Annotated in this window: 14 protein-coding genes and 3 tRNA genes; 6 read left to right on the top strand and 11 right to left on the bottom strand. The window is 39.0% G+C overall.

The window, feature by feature from the left end:
- Positions 1-359: 359 nt before the first annotated feature.
- From brnQ to folK, 3 genes are all read right to left on the bottom strand, one after another.
- Positions 360-1,685, bottom strand: a complete 1,326-nt coding sequence (gene brnQ, locus DC082_RS10085) for a branched-chain amino acid transport system II carrier protein (RefSeq protein ID WP_109236863.1) — start codon at positions 1,683-1,685, stop codon at positions 360-362.
- Positions 1,686-2,111: 426 nt separating this feature from the next.
- The gene (rdgB, locus tag DC082_RS10080; protein WP_109236862.1) at positions 2,112-2,714 is read right to left on the bottom strand and encodes an RdgB/HAM1 family non-canonical purine NTP pyrophosphatase; all 603 of its coding nucleotides are present in this window, start codon (positions 2,712-2,714) and stop codon (positions 2,112-2,114) included.
- Positions 2,715-2,804: 90 nt separating this feature from the next.
- Complete coding sequence (folK, locus tag DC082_RS10075; RefSeq protein ID WP_109236861.1) at positions 2,805-3,320, bottom strand: 2-amino-4-hydroxy-6-hydroxymethyldihydropteridine diphosphokinase; 516 nt, start codon at positions 3,318-3,320, stop codon at positions 2,805-2,807.
- A 162-nt stretch (positions 3,321-3,482) separates the two neighbouring features.
- On the opposite strand from folK, the gene DC082_RS10070 reads away from it, so the two are divergent.
- A complete protein-coding gene (locus DC082_RS10070) occupies positions 3,483-3,686 on the top strand; it encodes a cold-shock protein (protein ID WP_094568408.1) in 204 nt (67 codons plus the stop codon).
- Positions 3,687-4,181: 495 nt separating this feature from the next.
- Here the strand turns inward: DC082_RS10070 and icd are convergent, their stop codons facing one another.
- From icd to DC082_RS10035, 7 genes are all read right to left on the bottom strand, one after another.
- Entirely contained in the window at positions 4,182-5,435 is a 1,254-nt protein-coding gene (gene icd, locus DC082_RS10065) for an NADP-dependent isocitrate dehydrogenase (RefSeq protein WP_109236860.1), read from the bottom strand.
- Positions 5,436-5,486: 51 nt separating this feature from the next.
- Positions 5,487-6,416: a tRNA pseudouridine(55) synthase TruB gene (gene truB / locus DC082_RS10060; protein ID WP_109236859.1), complete on the bottom strand. Its 930-nt coding sequence runs from the start codon at positions 6,414-6,416 to the stop codon at positions 5,487-5,489.
- Positions 6,400-6,795 (bottom strand): 30S ribosome-binding factor RbfA, encoded by a 396-nt coding sequence (rbfA, locus tag DC082_RS10055; protein ID WP_094568411.1) that lies wholly within the window; start codon positions 6,793-6,795, stop codon positions 6,400-6,402. The genes truB and rbfA overlap by 17 nt, the downstream gene beginning before the upstream one ends.
- A 1-nt stretch (position 6,796) precedes the next feature.
- Positions 6,797-9,415 (bottom strand): translation initiation factor IF-2, encoded by a 2,619-nt coding sequence (infB, locus tag DC082_RS10050; RefSeq protein WP_109236858.1) that lies wholly within the window; start codon positions 9,413-9,415, stop codon positions 6,797-6,799.
- Between the two features lie 56 nt (positions 9,416-9,471).
- Complete coding sequence (gene nusA / locus DC082_RS10045) at positions 9,472-10,965, bottom strand: transcription termination factor NusA (protein ID WP_109236857.1); 1,494 nt, start codon at positions 10,963-10,965, stop codon at positions 9,472-9,474.
- Positions 10,966-10,985: 20 nt separating this feature from the next.
- Positions 10,986-11,462 (bottom strand): ribosome maturation factor RimP, encoded by a 477-nt coding sequence (rimP, locus tag DC082_RS10040; protein WP_094568414.1) that lies wholly within the window; start codon positions 11,460-11,462, stop codon positions 10,986-10,988.
- A 70-nt stretch (positions 11,463-11,532) separates the two neighbouring features.
- Positions 11,533-11,609, bottom strand: a tRNA-Met gene (locus DC082_RS10035).
- A gap of 380 nt (positions 11,610-11,989) precedes the next feature.
- Between DC082_RS10035 and DC082_RS10030 the strand changes: the two genes are divergently transcribed.
- The 3 genes from DC082_RS10030 (at position 11,990) to fnr (ending at position 13,957) form a co-directional block, all read left to right on the top strand.
- A complete protein-coding gene (locus DC082_RS10030; protein ID WP_094568415.1) occupies positions 11,990-12,331 on the top strand; it encodes a DMT family transporter in 342 nt (113 codons plus the stop codon).
- Positions 12,324-12,680: a DMT family transporter gene (locus DC082_RS10025; RefSeq protein ID WP_094568416.1), complete on the top strand. Its 357-nt coding sequence runs from the start codon at positions 12,324-12,326 to the stop codon at positions 12,678-12,680. The genes DC082_RS10030 and DC082_RS10025 overlap by 8 nt, the downstream gene beginning before the upstream one ends.
- Before the next feature lie 563 nt (positions 12,681-13,243).
- Positions 13,244-13,957 carry a fumarate/nitrate reduction transcriptional regulator Fnr gene (fnr, locus tag DC082_RS10020; protein WP_094568417.1) on the top strand — a complete coding sequence of 238 codons (714 nt, stop codon included), beginning with the start codon at positions 13,244-13,246 and terminating at the stop codon, positions 13,955-13,957.
- 282 nt (positions 13,958-14,239) lie between these two features.
- Here the strand turns inward: fnr and DC082_RS10015 are convergent, their stop codons facing one another.
- Entirely contained in the window at positions 14,240-15,457 is a 1,218-nt protein-coding gene (locus DC082_RS10015) for an aromatic amino acid transport family protein (protein WP_109236856.1), read from the bottom strand.
- Between the two features lie 346 nt (positions 15,458-15,803).
- On the opposite strand from DC082_RS10015, the gene DC082_RS10010 reads away from it, so the two are divergent.
- Both DC082_RS10010 and DC082_RS10005 read left to right on the top strand, forming a co-directional pair.
- A tRNA-Lys gene (locus DC082_RS10010) sits at positions 15,804-15,878 on the top strand.
- Positions 15,879-15,965: 87 nt separating this feature from the next.
- Positions 15,966-16,040: transfer RNA gene (locus tag DC082_RS10005), tRNA-Lys, on the top strand.
- Positions 16,041-16,067: the final 27 nt, after the last annotated feature.

The following is a 16,067-nucleotide window of genomic DNA, read 5'->3' as shown; positions in this document are numbered from 1 at the left end:
TACCGCCTTTGTTGAGGAATAATCAAGTTTTAGCCCCCTTTTTTTCTGTGTATATCTATTATCATAAATAGAGGGATGGTCTAGGGGATAAATCTCTATGATTTTTATCACGAAGTTATCCACAGGTTTCTACCTCTTTTTTGCGGATAATTATCCTAAAGCATCTCTAAAGATGATGAAATTGCACTTGTTTCCTCTCTATAGAGGTGACTAGAAGGGGAAAAATTTTTCCGAGCCCCTTTTGACGCTATTTTTAAGATGTAAAAAAAGGAACCCCATTCATTTTACAAACTTATAAAGTTATAAATTAGTGGGGTTCCGTTATTTTTATTTAACACTCATTTTTTGGTGGGATGAGGTTAATGTTCTCTTTTGATCGCTTTTCCTAAGATAAGGCCGATAACCAATGCAACAATAGCCGGGATCATCCAGCCCATATCACTCTCTTGATAAGGAAGATAGCTTAAGATCGATCCCACAGCCGCTTTAAAGCTAGAATCATCGAGATATCCTAATAGTACCGAGATTGCACTAATGATGAGTGTCACATAAATCGGTAATTGAAATGCCAAATTAGGCATCCTTTTTAATAGTCTATCGATAAAGATTAAAACAATTAAAACAATCGTAATGGGATAGATAATCAGAAGAATAGGTATTGCTCCCATGATGATTGAGCTTAACCCTTGGCTGGCAAGAATAAAGCTGATCAATGTGAAGATTACCGCATAAACACGATAGGAGATCTTGCTGTAGATCTCATTAAAGTAGCTACTTACTGCAACAATAAGGCCGATAGCCGTTGTTAAACAAGCAAGTGTCACGATTAGACTTAAGAGGAATCGACCTGCTTCACCATAAGTTAGACGTGCAACACCAGTTAAGATGGAGGTTCCCATATTTCCACCGGCTGCTTCCGCTTCTGTTAAAGGATAGTTATTCCCCATCCATGCGAGTGAAATATAGACTAAACCTAAACCTACTCCGGCAATAATAGCCGCAATAGAGGCTTGCTTAAAGATCGATTTCTGTTCCGTTAAGCCCGTTGCTTTGACCGCATTGAGAACAATGATTGAAAACGCCACAGCCGCTATAGTATCCATTGTTTGATAGCCTTCAGAAAATCCTACAAAGAAAGGTGCTTTCTGAAATTGCTCAGATACCTCTGTGATTGGTGTATTGAGATCAAAAAATGATTTGATAATCAAAAGCACAATCGTGATTAAAAGGAGTGGCGTTAAAATTTGTCCAACACGATCGACTAGTTTTGTTGGATTAAGTGCGAGATAGAAGGTTAAACCAAAATAGATTACTGAAAAGATAACTTTTGATGAAAAGGTCTCAATTCCACCTTCTAAGAAGGGAAGGACCGCCATTTCGTAAGAGACCATTGCTGTTCTTGGGATTGCGAAGAAAGGACCAATGGTGAGATAGATCACTACCATAAAGACCAATGCAAAGAGTGGGCTTATGCGTCTAGCCTCAGAGCGAAATCCTTCATTCGAAAATGATCCGGCAATAATGCCGACTAGTGGTAAGCCGACTCCAGTCACAATAAAACCGAGAATAGCTGGAAGAAAGTTAGTACCACTTAATTGCCCGACTGTCGGGGGAAATATTAAGTTACCCGCGCCGAAAAAAAGCGCAAATAACATAAATCCTATAAATAAAGTTCTTTTAGACATACAAATTAATCTCTAGAAAATGCAATTCAACTAGCGCTTTTGCGTGAGTTGATTAATTACAGATCACTATTCTTATAACAATTTTGATGTTTTTCAGAATAATCTCTCAGATTTTTTAGTAGTTAAAGAAATCTGAACCCAAGCTGTCCTCGAAATAATAAATTATTGGTATCCTTTTATTATTATCATCTCTTTTATAAAGATTGATGATGATGAGCAGCCATAGTTATCCACAGTTTTTGATAAAAAGCAGTGAATAACTCATCTTAAGCCTAATTTTAGCTGTTGAAAAGTGGTTGTATAAATATCTGGATCACTTTGTCGATAAAAAAATGAAAAGTTATCCACGAGTTATCCACATTTTTGTGGATAACTTTATACTAAGGGTTGTCCTCAGGTTATGTGGATAACTGTTTAAGATATTGATTATATTGATGAGATTTTTTTAAGAAGCTGTTGAAGCGCATTATTTCGGTGGGAAATTTGATTTTTTAGAGCGGGTGGAAGAAGACCAAAGGTCGATTGTTTTTCGGGATAGAAGAAGAGGGGGTCATAGCCAAAACCTTCATTACCTTCAATATTTTCGGTAATAAAACCATGAACTTCCCCTTCCGCGATGAGTGGAACAGGATCTTCTGCATTGCGAAGAAGAACAAGGACAGCTTTGAAGTAGGCAGCACGATCAGCTCCTGACAGATGACTCATCTTCTCTAGTAATTTAAGATTATTGTCATGATCATTGCCAGAATCACTATAGCGAGCAGAGTAGATCCCAGGCTCCCCCTTGAGTGCAGGGACAACAAGACCAGAATCATCTGCTAATGTGGGAAGACCGCTCTTTTTTGCAGCATCTCGTGCTTTGATGAGCGCATTTTCAATAAAGGTTAAGCCATTCTCTTCAGGATGGGATTCAATATTGAGATCTCTTAAGGAGAGGATCTCGATATTAAGGGGTTCGAAAAGTGCTTTAAACTCCTTAATTTTTCCTTGATTATTGGAGGCGATTAAGATTTTCTGAAAATTTTTCACAAGAATATCTCCTAAATTAGATTGTGATAGGGAATTAAAAAATGGAAAGAGATTTATAATGGCAATCTGAATTGGCAAATAATGAATGACTTAAGCATGGGGCGTAACTTTGGGAATTAGCGGTGGATCTTCCACTTTTACGATATCGAAGCGATCCGCTAATGTTTCAAGATATTTCGACAATGTGCCATGCAGTGGCGTTTCTAGCGTAGGCTCAATTTCTAGTAGTGGCAGTAGCACAAAGGCGCGTTCATGCATAAAGGGGTGGGGAATGGTTAAACGCTCGATATCGATTTTTTGATCATTGTAGAGCAGAAGATCGATATCGAGAGTTCTCGGCCCCCAATGTATTGTTCGCTCTCTTTGATGTTTCTTCTCAATTTCCTGCATTGCTTCAAGTAACTGAAGTGGAGAGAGGGATGTGCCTATCTTAACCACGGCATTAATAAAATTGGGCTGTTTTGGACCAATGGGAGGGGTTTCATAGAGGGAGGAGATCGCCAGTAGAGTAATTTCTGCACTATTTGGGATCTCTTTAATCGCTGTTTTAACCTGTAAAAGGGGATCATTAAGATTAGATCCTAACGAGAGATAGACGATATTCATACTGTTTTTTTAACCTGTTTTAAAAATAATTAAAATATATATCTTGCATTTAGAGGAATTTACGCTTAATGTTAGAACCTGTCTACAAGATAAAAACTTGAGACAGTATTCTATTTTTAAATATGGTCGTTGATCATATAAGTTTTATTTTTGAGGTTTTTTATGCGTATTGGAACTGTTAAATGGTTCAATGAATCCAAGGGATTCGGTTTTATCACTCCTGATGATGGTGGTGCAGATGTATTTGTACACTTCTCTACAATCCAAGGGGATGGCTTTCGTACTTTAGCGGAAGGTCAAAAAGTTGAATTTGAAGCAAAAGAGAGTGATCGTGGTCTTCAAACAACAGTTTGTAAACCTGCTTAATTCTATTTAAGTAATGAGAGTCGGCGTTTAGTTGTTCCATTGAATTGTTAGTTAGCATTGCATTAATTAGTAACCTCTAGAACACACAAAAACCGGACACAAAAAAAGCCTCTAAGCTACTTAGAGGCTTTTTCATTTTTCTACTGCTTTTATTTCTCTTAATCATTTTTGATTCAGGGAGCTATTTTCTCTATTGATAATAGCCATTGCTAATAACTATTGCTAATAACTATTGCTAATAACTACTGTTTATAAGTACCGCTATAAGAAGTAAGAGCTTGCTACAAGCTTTATGGTGTCGAATAAGAAGGGTAGAGCGGTAGTATTAGTGTTGATAGATCATAAAGATTCTAGATCGAGAAATAGAACAGAGATAGAAACAAAAAAGAGATTAACTTTCAATAGTTAATCTCTTTTTTTAGGTTCTCTATAAGATTTTATATAATCTTATAAAATTGAAATTCTAAAATTTCAATCTTGAGAGATATTCACATATTACATATTGGAGATCATGATATCGCCAAACTCGCTCGTAGAGACCTGTGTTGCATCTTTCATCATATTGGCAAAGTCAGCAGTCACCTTTTTCGATGAGATAGCACCATTGAGCGCTTTAATCACAAGATCAGCGGCTTCAGTCCAACCTAAGTGACGTAACATCATCTCTGCAGATAGAATGAGTGATCCTGGGTTGACAATATTTTTGCCGGCAATGTCAGGTGCTGTTCCATGTGTTGCCTCAAAGATTGCAATTGAGTCAGAAAGGTTTGCTCCTGGCGCAATACCAATTCCCCCTACCTGTGCCGCTAGGGCATCTGAAATATAGTCACCATTGAGGTTTAATGTGGCTACAACGCTATATTTTTCAGGTTCGAAAAGGATTCTTTGTAAGAATGCGTCAGCAATACTATCCTTGATAGTGATCATATTCCCAGTTTTTGGATTTTTAAATTCACACCATGGACCATTGCCAATTAAAGTTGCGCCAAATTCTTCACGAGCAAGTTCATAACCCCAATCACGGAATCCACCTTCGGTAAACTTCATGATATTGCCTTTATGAACTAAGGTAACATTCGGTTTATCATTATCGATAGCATATTGGATCGCTTTACGAACAAGACGTTTAGTTCCCTCTTCAGATACCGGTTTGATACCAATACCAGAAGTTTCTGGGAAACGGATCTTATTAACATGCATCTCATTTTGTAAAAAGTCGATCACTTTTTTAGCTTCAGGAGAACCGGCTTCCCACTCAATACCTGCATAGATATCTTCTGAGTTTTCACGGAAGATTACCATATCGACCTTTTCAGGCTCTTTAACAGGTGAAGGAACACCATTGAAGTATTGTACCGGACGCATACAGAGATAGAGATCAAGCGTTTGACGCATTGTCACGTTAAGTGAGCGAATACCGCCACCAACAGGTGTGGTTAATGGACCTTTAATAGAGACAATAAACTCTTTAAGTGCATCTAAAGTCTCTTGCGGTAACCACTCATCTTTGCCATAAACTTTAGTGGACTTTTCGCCGGCATAGAGTTCCATCCAAGAGATTTTACGCGCACCATTGTAAGCTTTCTCAACAGCGGCATCGATCACTTTCTGCATCACAGGTGTGATTTCTGCACCGACCTCATCACCTTCAATAAAAGGGATAATAGGTTGATTAGGAACATTGAGCGAAAAATCTTTGTTAAGGGTGATTTTTTCTCCCTCAGGGACTTTGATATGTTGATAACTCATAAAACCTCCAAAATAAATAAAAATTAAACAAAATTGAATCTCAATAGAAAATTAACTCTGCGAGATGATGCGCTTTGGCCCAATCGATGTTGGGGTATTGGGCGCACCAATCCCTAAAAATTGGTTATCGTCACTATAAAGGCGATATAAGTTATGATCGAGTTTACCCTCAATTCGTATCCTTTGTCCATGAAGAATGCGTCTAGCCTCTTCTTGTGTAAAGGTTAAGAGGGGAAGATCCGTTACGGCACTATCCATTGGGAGGAGTAGCGCATCTAATGCTGTATAGGGATTCTCTCTTTCAGCAAGGGCTTCGAGTTCATCTAGTGTGATTAATTTCTCTATCCCGTAAGGCTCTATTGTGATGCGTCGAAGCATCGTTAAATGACCAAGAGTCCCTAACTTTCCAGCTATATCTTCCGCTAAGACACGAACATAAGTTCCCTTTGAACAGGTCACAGTTGCGGTGAAGCTCAAAGGGGTTAATTGATCGAGGGTTAATTTTGAGATGGTGATTTGTCGAGGTTTTCTTTCAACTTCAATCCCCTCCCGTGCAAGCTCATAGAGCCGCTTTCCTTGGTGGTGGAGTGCTGAAACCATAGGAGGAATTTGCGATATCTCTCCTAAAAATTGTGACAAAGCCACGTTTAAAGCCTCTTCTGTTAGTGTTGTGGGAATCGGCTTGGTTTCAATAATCTCACCTTCTGCATCACCTGTACTACTCTTTTCTCCGAGCTTACAGGTAAATTGGTATTGTTTATAATTATCGAGCAGAATGCCGGCAAATTTTGTTGCTTCCCCAAAACAGATGGGGAGCATTCCTGTTGCCATAGGATCGAGCGTGCCGCTATGACCTGCTTTATCAGCATGATAGAGGCGCTTTACTCGCTGTAATGCTTGGTTACTTGTTAAACCTTTCGGTTTATCTAAAAGCAAAATGCCGTCAAGTTGACGGCGTTTATGTTTAATCTTCTGAGTCATCTTTACGGCTCTCTTCAGCTTTCATCTCATCAGAACGGATCGCTTCTGTAATTAAAGAGGTGATCGCATTACTCTTTTCAAGAAGGTCATCGTAGACAAAATGGAAACGGGGAATCGTTCGAAGACGAAGAATTTTTCCTAATTGACGACGAAACTCAGGAGCATACTCATGGAGTAGCGCGATAATCTCTTTACGCTCCTCATCAGGACCTAAATAGGTGATATAGACTTTCGCTTGAGAAAAATCTCGCACGGTATCGACCTGAGTTACTGAGACCATTAGCGCCCGAGAGTCACTAACATCTTTACGTATGAGAAGTGAGAGCTCCTGACGGAGCTGCTCATTTATACGTTTTAAACGGGAATTTTTGCTATCCATTTTATAACTTTCGCTCTACTTCCACTGTTTCAAAGACTTCAATTTGGTCACCTGTGCGAACATCATTATAGTTTTTCACACCGATACCACACTCAATGCCTGCCCGAACTTCATTCACATCATCTTTAAAGCGACGGAGTGATTCAAGCTCCCCTTCATAGATCACAATGTTATCACGAAGGACACGAATAGGATTATTTCGTTTAATAATACCTTCCGTTACCATACAGCCGGCAATAGCCCCAATTTTGGGAGATTTAAAGACATCACGAACTTCTGCAATACCGATAATCTCTTCTTTAAACTGTGGAGCAAGTTTACCAATTAAGGCTTTCTTCACCTCATCAATAACATCATAGATGACGCTATAGTAGTAGAGTGATAAGCCTTCATCCTCAATAATTTTACGTGCCGTATTATCTGCGCGAACGTTAAATCCAACCACTAAGGCATCAGATGAGACAGCAAGGTTTGCATCAGATTCGGTGATACCTCCTACGCCACTTGCAATGACTTTAACTGTTACTTCATCATTTGAAAGCTCTTCAAGGGCATTCACAAGCGCTTCAACAGAACCTTGAACATCTGCTTTAAGGACAATGTTGAGCTGTTTATTCTCATCAGAACCCATTGAGCTAAAGAGATTCTCAAGTTTTGATTTATGCTGTCTTGCCAATTTAACTTCGCGATATTTACCTTGACGGAAGAGGGCGATCTCACGAGCTTTACGCTCATCAGGTACAACCATCACTTCATCCCCGGCATTAGGAACACCTGAAAGACCGATCACTTCTACTGGAATTGAAGGTGATGCGCTCTCAACTTGTTTACCATTTTCATCAATTAATGCACGCACACGGCCATACTCATAACCTGCTAGGAGGATATCCCCTTTTTTGAGGCAACCTGATTGGACGAGTACGGAAGCAACAGGACCACGGCCACGATCGAGTTTTGATTCAATAACAGATCCTCTCGCAGGACCTTCTGAGATTGCGGTTAACTCTAAAACTTCTGCTTGAACTAAGATCTGATCGAGAAGATGATCAATGCCTTCTCCTGTTTTTGAGGAGACAAAAGCAAAGAGGTTATCTCCACCCCACTCTTCAGGAACGATACCATATTGTGTCAATTCAGACATAATACGATCTTTATCAGCCGTTGGTTTATCTACTTTAGTGACCGCAACAATAACAGGAGTATTTGATGCTTTTGCATGCTGAATTCCTTCAATTGTTTGAGGCATGATGCCATCATCAGAGGCAATGACAAGAACCACAATATCGGTCACTTTAGCCCCACGAGCACGCATTGCCGCAAAGGCACTGTGTCCTGGTGTATCGAGGAATGTAATGACCCCTTTATCGGTTTTAACATGATAAGCTCCGATATGTTGGGTAATTCCACCCGCTTCACCACTTGCGACATGCTCTTTACGAATATAGTCAAGTAGTGATGTTTTACCATGGTCAACGTGCCCCATAATCGTTACAACAGGTGGGCGTGGTTTAATAAGATCAACATCACCTTGTTCAATCGATGCGATCAACTCCTCTTCAAGAGGATTTTCACTGACAAACTTGTAAGTGTGTCCCATCTCTTCGACTATAATTGCGGCCGTTTCACGATCGAGCAGCTGGTTGATTGTCACCATTGAACCTAAGTTCATTAAGGCTTTAATCACTTCTGCTGCTTTCACTGACATTTTATGAGCAAGATCCGCAACACTGATCGTTTCGCCTAATTCCACTTCGATCTGTTTTGTCGCAGTTGGTAATTGGAAGCCATGTTGCTGTTGTGGCTGATTACGTCTTGTTTGTCGGCGATTACGTTTATTTTCTCGTTTTAATGAGATCTCAGCACGATCATTATCGTCATCACGACCACGGCGTTTCGATCCCGCTTTGCGTGTCTTTTTACTATCTACTTTATCACTGTCTAGTTTTGCTGAGCGTTTTACCGGCTTGATTAAGATCTCTTCATCATCTTTTTCAACAATATCGGCAACGGGCACTTCTTCAACCTTCTCTTCCTCTTCCTGAGTTTGGAATTGGATCGCTACTTTTGATACCGGTTTTTCAGAAGCAGATGCCATACGATTAAGACGTGCAATCTCTTCTTGTTGCGCCTTTTCACGTTGCTCTTTTTTAGCTCTTTCAGCTTCTCGTTTCTCTTCTAATTCTCTTTCAGCGCGTTCTTTTGCTGCATTTTGACGTTCAAGCTGATGTTGTTCAGCTTCTTGTCTTTTTGCTTCTTGTTCCGCTTTTCGTTTCGCTTCCATCTCAGCCTTATCAGCGGTTGTTGAGGTTTCAACAACTTTTTTTGTTTCGTTTTTAGATTTAGTTTCTGTTGTGTCTACCGGAAGTACTTCAGGTTTTGTTGCTTGTTCAGCTACACTATCTACTTTTTTAGCAGCCTCATCAACTGCAACTGAAGTAATGTTTTCTTCAGGTAATACAGCATTATTAGCTTCTTTTTGCTTCACATAAGTACGACGACGACGAACTTCTACAGGAACAGTTCTTGCACGGCCAGGTGCAGTTTCAACTTTTAGTTCCGTATGGGTTTTTCGTTTAATCGTAATTTTTGAAGGGCTTTTTGTTTTATCTTTTTCACTCATTCTCAATCTTCCAAGTAGACACTCTATGTCTATTTTAAAATGTTTAACTATTCATATTATTCAAACCAACTCTGTCTTGCTGCCATAATATATTTGCTTGCATCGTCCTCATCGATACTGGTTAATTCACATAACTCATCTGTTGATAGTTCAGCTAAGTCATCGAGCGTACGGATACCATTTTTTGCAAGCGCGATTGCAAGTAACTCATTATCTTCAAGTACGGCAATGAGCTCTGGGGTTGGTGCTGATTCCCCTAAGTTTTGAAGAAGTTCTTTCTTATTGTTGAGAGCTTCAAGGGCAGCATCACGAAGTGCTTCGACAATCTCTTCATCAAACTCTTCAATCTCAATCATCTCTAGTACAGGGACATAAGCCACTTCTTCAATAGTGGAGAAGCCTTCACGCATTAAGATTTCAGCAACTTCTTCATCTACATTAAGTGCATCCATAAAGAGATCTAAGATACGTTCAGACTCTTTCTCATATTTTTGTTGGGCTTCTTCATTACCCATCACATTGAGCTCCCAACCAGTTAGTTTTGAAGCTAAACGAACGTTTTGTCCACCACGACCAATCGCTTGAGATAGCTTGTCTTGGCTCACAGCAATATCCATCATATGACGATCTTCATCAACCACGACAGACATCACTTCAGCAGGAGACATCGCATTAATAACAAATTGCACAGGATTTTCATCCCAAAGAACGATATCAACGCGCTCGCCAGCTAACTCTTTTGTGATATTTTGTACACGAGAGCCTCTCATACCGACACATGCGCCAACTGGGTCAATTCTTTGATCGTGGGTTTTAACTGCAATTTTAGCACGACTTCCAGGATCACGGCTAGCATCGATAATTTCAATCGAGCCTTGATTGATTTCAGGAACTTCAATCTCAAAGAGTGCTTTAATAAGATCATCACTTCTTCTTGAGAGAATAATTTGTGGTCCTCTTGGATTATCCATGCTGATCTCTTCTAAGACAGCACGAACTTGATTACCAATACGGAGTGACTCTCTAGGAATCATATTCTCTTTTGGTAAGAATGCTTCATCATTATCGCCAATATCAACATAGAAGTTACCGTGATCAATGCGTTTGATGGTGCCACGAATTAACTCACCAATACGGTTTTCATAGCGACGAGCCATCTGCATTCTTTCCGCTTCACGAATTTTTTGAAAAATAATCTGTTTTGCTGTTTGTGCGCCGATGCGAGCAAAGGGGATATTCTCAATCTCCTCTTCGATAAAGTCACCAATTGCAATTTCAGGATCATCAATTTGAGCAGCGGAGAGTGTGATTTGACGAGTCGGCACTTGTTCTTCTTGTGGCAAGTGATCATCAACAACCATCCAACGACGGAATGTACGGTATGAACCATCGGTTCTATCAATTTCGATACGAAGATCGACATCAATGTTGTAAGTTCTGCGTGCAGCTGCTGCAAGGGCATGCTCTAATGCTGTAAAAATCTCATCACGAGAGATGCCTTTTTCATTAGAGACGGTTTCTGCAACGAGCATGATTTCTTTATTATTCATTTGAGAACTCTCTTTAAAATTTAAAAATCGATCACAAGTTGTGCTCGGTCAATGTTGGATAAAGGAACTGATATCGGTTCATCGGAGAACTGATCATTCTCTAATTTGACGACGACGCTTAAGTCACTCTCTGTTACATCCACAACCTTTCCTTGAAAGCGACGACGGTTATCGATAGCTGAACGTAGTTGGAATGCAATCAATTGATCTTTATAAGCTGCAAATTGTTCCGGCGTAAAGAAATAACGATCTAAGCCGGGGGAGGAGACTTCTAAGGTGTAAGCCATCGTAATGGGATCGTGGACATCTAAAAGTCCAGCGACTTGATTGCTCACAATCTCACAATCTTCAATGCCAATGCCATCTTCTTTGTCGATATAGATGCGCAAAATAGCATTCTTTGAATTTGGGTGAAATTCAATTCCCCATAGTTGATACCCTAACGCCTCTATAGAAGGAGATAAGAGTTCTGACAGGTTATAAGGATCTTTACGCATATAGAGTGATTTCCATAAAAAAATTTAAATATGCAAAAAGCCCGTTTAAAAACGGGCTTTTATTATTATTTGGTTGCGGGGGCCGGATTTGAACCAACGACCTTCGGGTTATGAGCCCGACGAGCTACCAGACTGCTCCACCCCGCGTCAATGAAGAGACTATTATAGATGAACTTTTCATAAAAGCAATAGGTTTTATGAAATAATTTATAAAACCTCTCTCTATTCTCTATTCTCTATTCTCTATCTTTAGTCTTTAGTTTATATCATGATTCCATGATTCGTAGAGCACGACTTTTAGGAGCTAATCATAATGAGTTATTTATAAGTCATTGAGTGTGGGGTATTGAGTATGATCATTGAGGAATCGGACTCTATTTTTGATGAAGAGGAACTATTTTTAGCGATAAAAATCACGATTATGGTTAATTAATAGAGGGATAATGCTCAATTAGAGCAGAAGAGTATGGAAAAAGTGTGTAGAATGATTCTCATATTTTGAATGACTATTCAATAGAAAGGGAATTATGCCAGCAGGATTTTTAATGGGCATTGCGATCTGTTTTGAGGTTTTAGGAACAGTCTGCATGAAACTATCAGATGGATTTAATGAGATATTGCCCTCTCTACTTATGTTGTTTTTTTATGGTTTAGGGTTTATGGCCTTTGTCGCCTGTATTGCACGGATACAGATATCGATTGCCTATGCCCTATGGACAGCCATAGGAATGGTTGCAATCTCTGTAATTGATATTCTATTTTTTGATGCGCATCTATCAGGGATGAAAATTGTAGCGTTTGTTTTAATCGGTTTAGGTGTTGCGGGGCTCTCCCTTGAACCCCAACCTAAAAAGGTGAAGCATGGGTGAAATTTTAAATTTTTTAGGTACCATTAATGCGTGGGTATTACTTGTTTTTGCAATTTTTTGTAGTGCTTTTGCCACAACGAGTTTAAAGTTTTTAGGGGGAGGATCGCCAAAGATTGTACTGCTTGGCGTTATTGTTGGTTACTCTCTCTTCCTCTTCATTATTACGCTTGTTATGCAGCGGATCGATATGAGTATCGGTTATGCCGTTTGGGCAGGTCTGTCGACAGTGTTGATGACACTCTCTGGTGCAGTCTTCTTTAAAGAGCATTTAAGTATTCAAAAAGTCATAAGTTTAACGCTAGTGGTACTAGGAGTTATTTTATTAAATCTCTCTGATACGACCTTTTAAGTGAAGCTTTACCGTGAGATAGTTTAAGAGGATATATATTCATAGGATATATCTACGATAAATAGATCTTGTTGCGCTTAATAGCCTTATTAGAAACCTTATTAGCAATCAGCAACTATATAATATATCCATTTGTAGAATTTAATATATTTAAGCATATCTTAATAATTATTTTTTAAGAGGTTCTATTGAAGGGATGCCAGTATTGAAAAGAGAGGGGAGTAAAGGAGTTAGGTAAATAGAGGGGGGAGAGATATATCGACCTATTATAGTTTGATTATTATCAATCATTATATTTGTCTCTTATTGTCTTTTTTATTACTTTTTTCATTATTAAAATTGCAATGAGATTAATATTCTCTATAATTTCCCTCAATTTTAGAGAGTCGTGATTATAGGTCGCAGTAGGGCATGTTGAGCGATTGGGTGTAATCAGATAATTTATACTCATGGTGTTTATAATAGGTCTATAATTGAGTTTTAATTTTTAAGAGCCCTTTTTATTGCTAGCTTAAGTTTGGCGTAAAAAGGGTATTAACATTAGTTGGTTTGAGGTAAAAGGGATGCTAAAAAAGATTAAAGTTGCATGTGGGAACTGTAGTTTACAGCAGCTCTGTCTTCCTGTAGGGCTTGAAAATAGCGAGTTTGTAAAGCTTGAGAAGATTGTACAGAGAGGAAAACCGTTATCACGCGGTAAGCATATCTATTATCCAGGAGATCAATTTACCTCTCTCTATGCAGTCCGTTCAGGAGCTGTTAAGACCTATAAGGTGGCAAATGATGGTTCTGAGTATGTAACTAGCTTCTATCTTCCCGGAGAGATTATCGGTTTAGATGCTTTAAGTTCAGGAGTACATGCTTGTGGTGCAAAGACATTAGAGACAACCAGTCTTTGTGAAATTCCCTATAGTCAATTAGATACTATTGCTGTCACAATCCCTAATATTTCGAGACAACTGTTGAAGATAATGAGTCATGAGATTAAGTGTGATGGACAGATGATGACAATGATCGGTTCTCAACCTGCTAAATCACGATTAATCGCGCTCTTTTTAAGTCTTTCCGCACGATTGAAGCGTCGTGGTTACTCTGAGACTGAGTTTTCGTTAAGTATGTCCCGAGCGGATATCGGGAGTTATCTCGGTTTAGCTGTTGAGACTGTAAGTCGTCTCCTTAAAAAGCTCCAAGATCAAAATCTGATTGAGGTTAACCATCGTCAGATTAAATTATTAGATATCGATACATTAAGAGAGATGGTGAATTTAGATATTCAGTAAGAGCTCTACTTTAAAAGAGAAAAGAAAAAGAGAAAAGAAAAAAGAGAGTACTGAAACATTGTTTTGATTCACTATATCGATCTACCCCTTAAACCTCTTCATAAACATGATAAAAAAGAGTTACCGCCAAGAGAGCGATAACTCTTTTTATTTATCTGTTATTTCTACTGTTTTGCTGTGTCACTATCCTATTAATTATCTTAATATCTTAGGATTGTTATTGTTATTGAGTTTTTGTTTTTCTTTTTGAAAATACACACTTCTATAGACGTTTATAACAGATTAACCCACCACGCTTGGCAGATTGAGAAGTTCAGGAAAACTGCCTACAAAAATAATGACCGCAGCGAAGAGTAGGGCGAGAATTAATGAGAGATTTCCGCCTCTTACTCGTTTCCCATCAGGGTATTTTTTTCGTGCTTTATAGACTAAAAGAACGGGTAAGATGACGCCGATAAAGGCAAAGATAACGCCGGCAAAAGCAAATGCACTTAAGAAGATAGTGGGGTAGGTAAACCCAACAATAATCGGGGGAATAAAGGTAATTGCTCCGACCATTAGATTACTTTTGCTAAGGTTGAAGTGGGCGAGAAGATCTTTTACTGCATTAGAGAGCCCTAGTGAGACGCCAATATATGACGTTGTCAGCGCTAGAACTGAAAATACACGAACAATTTCACTAATTGTTTTACTGCCTGTGGTGATTTCAAAGGCTGTAATTAAGCCGTTGAGGCTTGGATCTTTGTTGAGTATTGCGATAAGATCTCCCTGTTTGAGAACGCCATGAGTGGCCATCTGCCAAATAATATAGATAAGAAAGATACCTGTTGACCCTAAAATGGCGGCTAATTTAAGTTTTTGATGATCTCCCTGTAGATATTCATTAATTGTAGGTGTACAGATATGAAAACCAAAGGTCATAAAGAAGATGGGAAGTGCTGAGATCACTAAAAGATTGTTGGTGGGAGCATAATGCAAGTTACTAAAGGAGAACTTCCCAAACAGAAGATAGAGTAGGACAATAAAGCTAATCACCTTCAAGGTAAAGAAGAGACGATTAGTCATATCGGAGAGTGCGATACCGATCGTAATAATCGTACCAAAGAGAATGGCAAAGAGTAGAGCCGCTATCTTTTGGGCTTTAACGGGATCTAGATTGAAGGATTTAGGAATTAAGTTAAAGAGAAGATTACCGCTTCCTGTAATGTAAGCCGTCAGGACGGCATACATAAAGAAGAGAAGAATAAAGTTAACGACAAGGCGGCCTGTTATTCCAAAATATTGTTCTGTGATCGTTGCAATGCCGGCATCAATAGGGCTGTATTGATGAACTTCAGCGTAGAGAAGTGCGGTAAAGGTGAGGAGGATCCATAATGAGAAGAGCAGAATAAAGGTCATGCCGAATCCCATCTGTGCTGAAGTTAAGGGCATGGCTAACATTCCCGCACCTACTGCTGTTCCAGCAATAATAAGAGTGCTGCCAAATAGACGACTTTTCACGTTGATTGTCCTTTGATGAATAAAAATAAGAGGATGATAGGCCTCAAGAGCGCTATACGATCGTATGATGATAGTGGAGAATAAAAAAGATGTCTAAGCTCTTTTATAGAACCTTTTACTGTTTGATCTTTTAAGATGGTATTGCTCAAAAGATCAGCAGCTTTTTGAGTTTCAAAGATTTTAAGATGGGGAGTGAAGGGGTGGATCGAGAGATAAGCCTTGAGTTATCGATACTTTTTAGAGAGATTTATAGGGGAATTTATCGGGATAGGGGAAAAAAGTAAAAAAAAATCGATAAGAGGGGTTGACGCTAATAAAAATAGCTTTATAATACTAACTCTTCTCAGGGTCATTAGCTCAGTGGTAGAGCAGTTGGCTTTTAACCAATTGGTCGAAGGTTCGAATCCCTCATGACCCACCAAATTTACCTGAAGAGAGTGCTTGTAGTGTTTATCAGATCTGATAAGTTGACAAGTCTACTAAATCGGTTATAATTATTTTCGATTTAGGGTCATTAGCTCAGTGGTAGAGCAGTTGGCTTTTAACCAATTGGTCGAAGGTTCGAATCCCTCATGACCCACCATCTATTAAAACCTCCCAAAATTGGGAG

Source organism: Ignatzschineria indica (assembly GCF_003121925.1).
Classification (GTDB): Bacteria; Pseudomonadota; Gammaproteobacteria; order Cardiobacteriales; family Wohlfahrtiimonadaceae; genus Ignatzschineria; species Ignatzschineria indica.
Note: the sequence above shows the minus strand (reverse complement) of the source record. Positions and strands in the feature narration are given on the sequence as shown.

What these genes read in the sequence shown, in the direction of transcription:
- folK (WP_109236861.1), bottom strand. Translation starts at nt 3,320, where the DNA reads ATGAATATCGTCTATCTCTCGTTAGGATCTAATCTTAATGATCCCCTT.
- truB (WP_109236859.1), bottom strand. Translation starts at nt 6,416, where the DNA reads ATGACTCAGAAGATTAAACATAAACGCCGTCAACTTGACGGCATTTTG.
- DC082_RS10030 (WP_094568415.1), top strand. Translation starts at nt 11,990, where the DNA reads ATGCCAGCAGGATTTTTAATGGGCATTGCGATCTGTTTTGAGGTTTTA.
- DC082_RS10070 (WP_094568408.1), top strand. Translation starts at nt 3,483, where the DNA reads ATGCGTATTGGAACTGTTAAATGGTTCAATGAATCCAAGGGATTCGGT.
- brnQ (WP_109236863.1), bottom strand. Translation starts at nt 1,685, where the DNA reads ATGTCTAAAAGAACTTTATTTATAGGATTTATGTTATTTGCGCTTTTT.
- nusA (WP_109236857.1), bottom strand. Translation starts at nt 10,965, where the DNA reads ATGAATAATAAAGAAATCATGCTCGTTGCAGAAACCGTCTCTAATGAA.
- icd (WP_109236860.1), bottom strand. Translation starts at nt 5,435, where the DNA reads ATGAGTTATCAACATATCAAAGTCCCTGAGGGAGAAAAAATCACCCTT.
- DC082_RS10025 (WP_094568416.1), top strand. Translation starts at nt 12,324, where the DNA reads ATGGGTGAAATTTTAAATTTTTTAGGTACCATTAATGCGTGGGTATTA.
- fnr (WP_094568417.1), top strand. Translation starts at nt 13,244, where the DNA reads ATGCTAAAAAAGATTAAAGTTGCATGTGGGAACTGTAGTTTACAGCAG.
- infB (WP_109236858.1), bottom strand. Translation starts at nt 9,415, where the DNA reads ATGAGTGAAAAAGATAAAACAAAAAGCCCTTCAAAAATTACGATTAAA.
- rbfA (WP_094568411.1), bottom strand. Translation starts at nt 6,795, where the DNA reads ATGGATAGCAAAAATTCCCGTTTAAAACGTATAAATGAGCAGCTCCGT.
- rimP (WP_094568414.1), bottom strand. Translation starts at nt 11,462, where the DNA reads ATGCGTAAAGATCCTTATAACCTGTCAGAACTCTTATCTCCTTCTATA.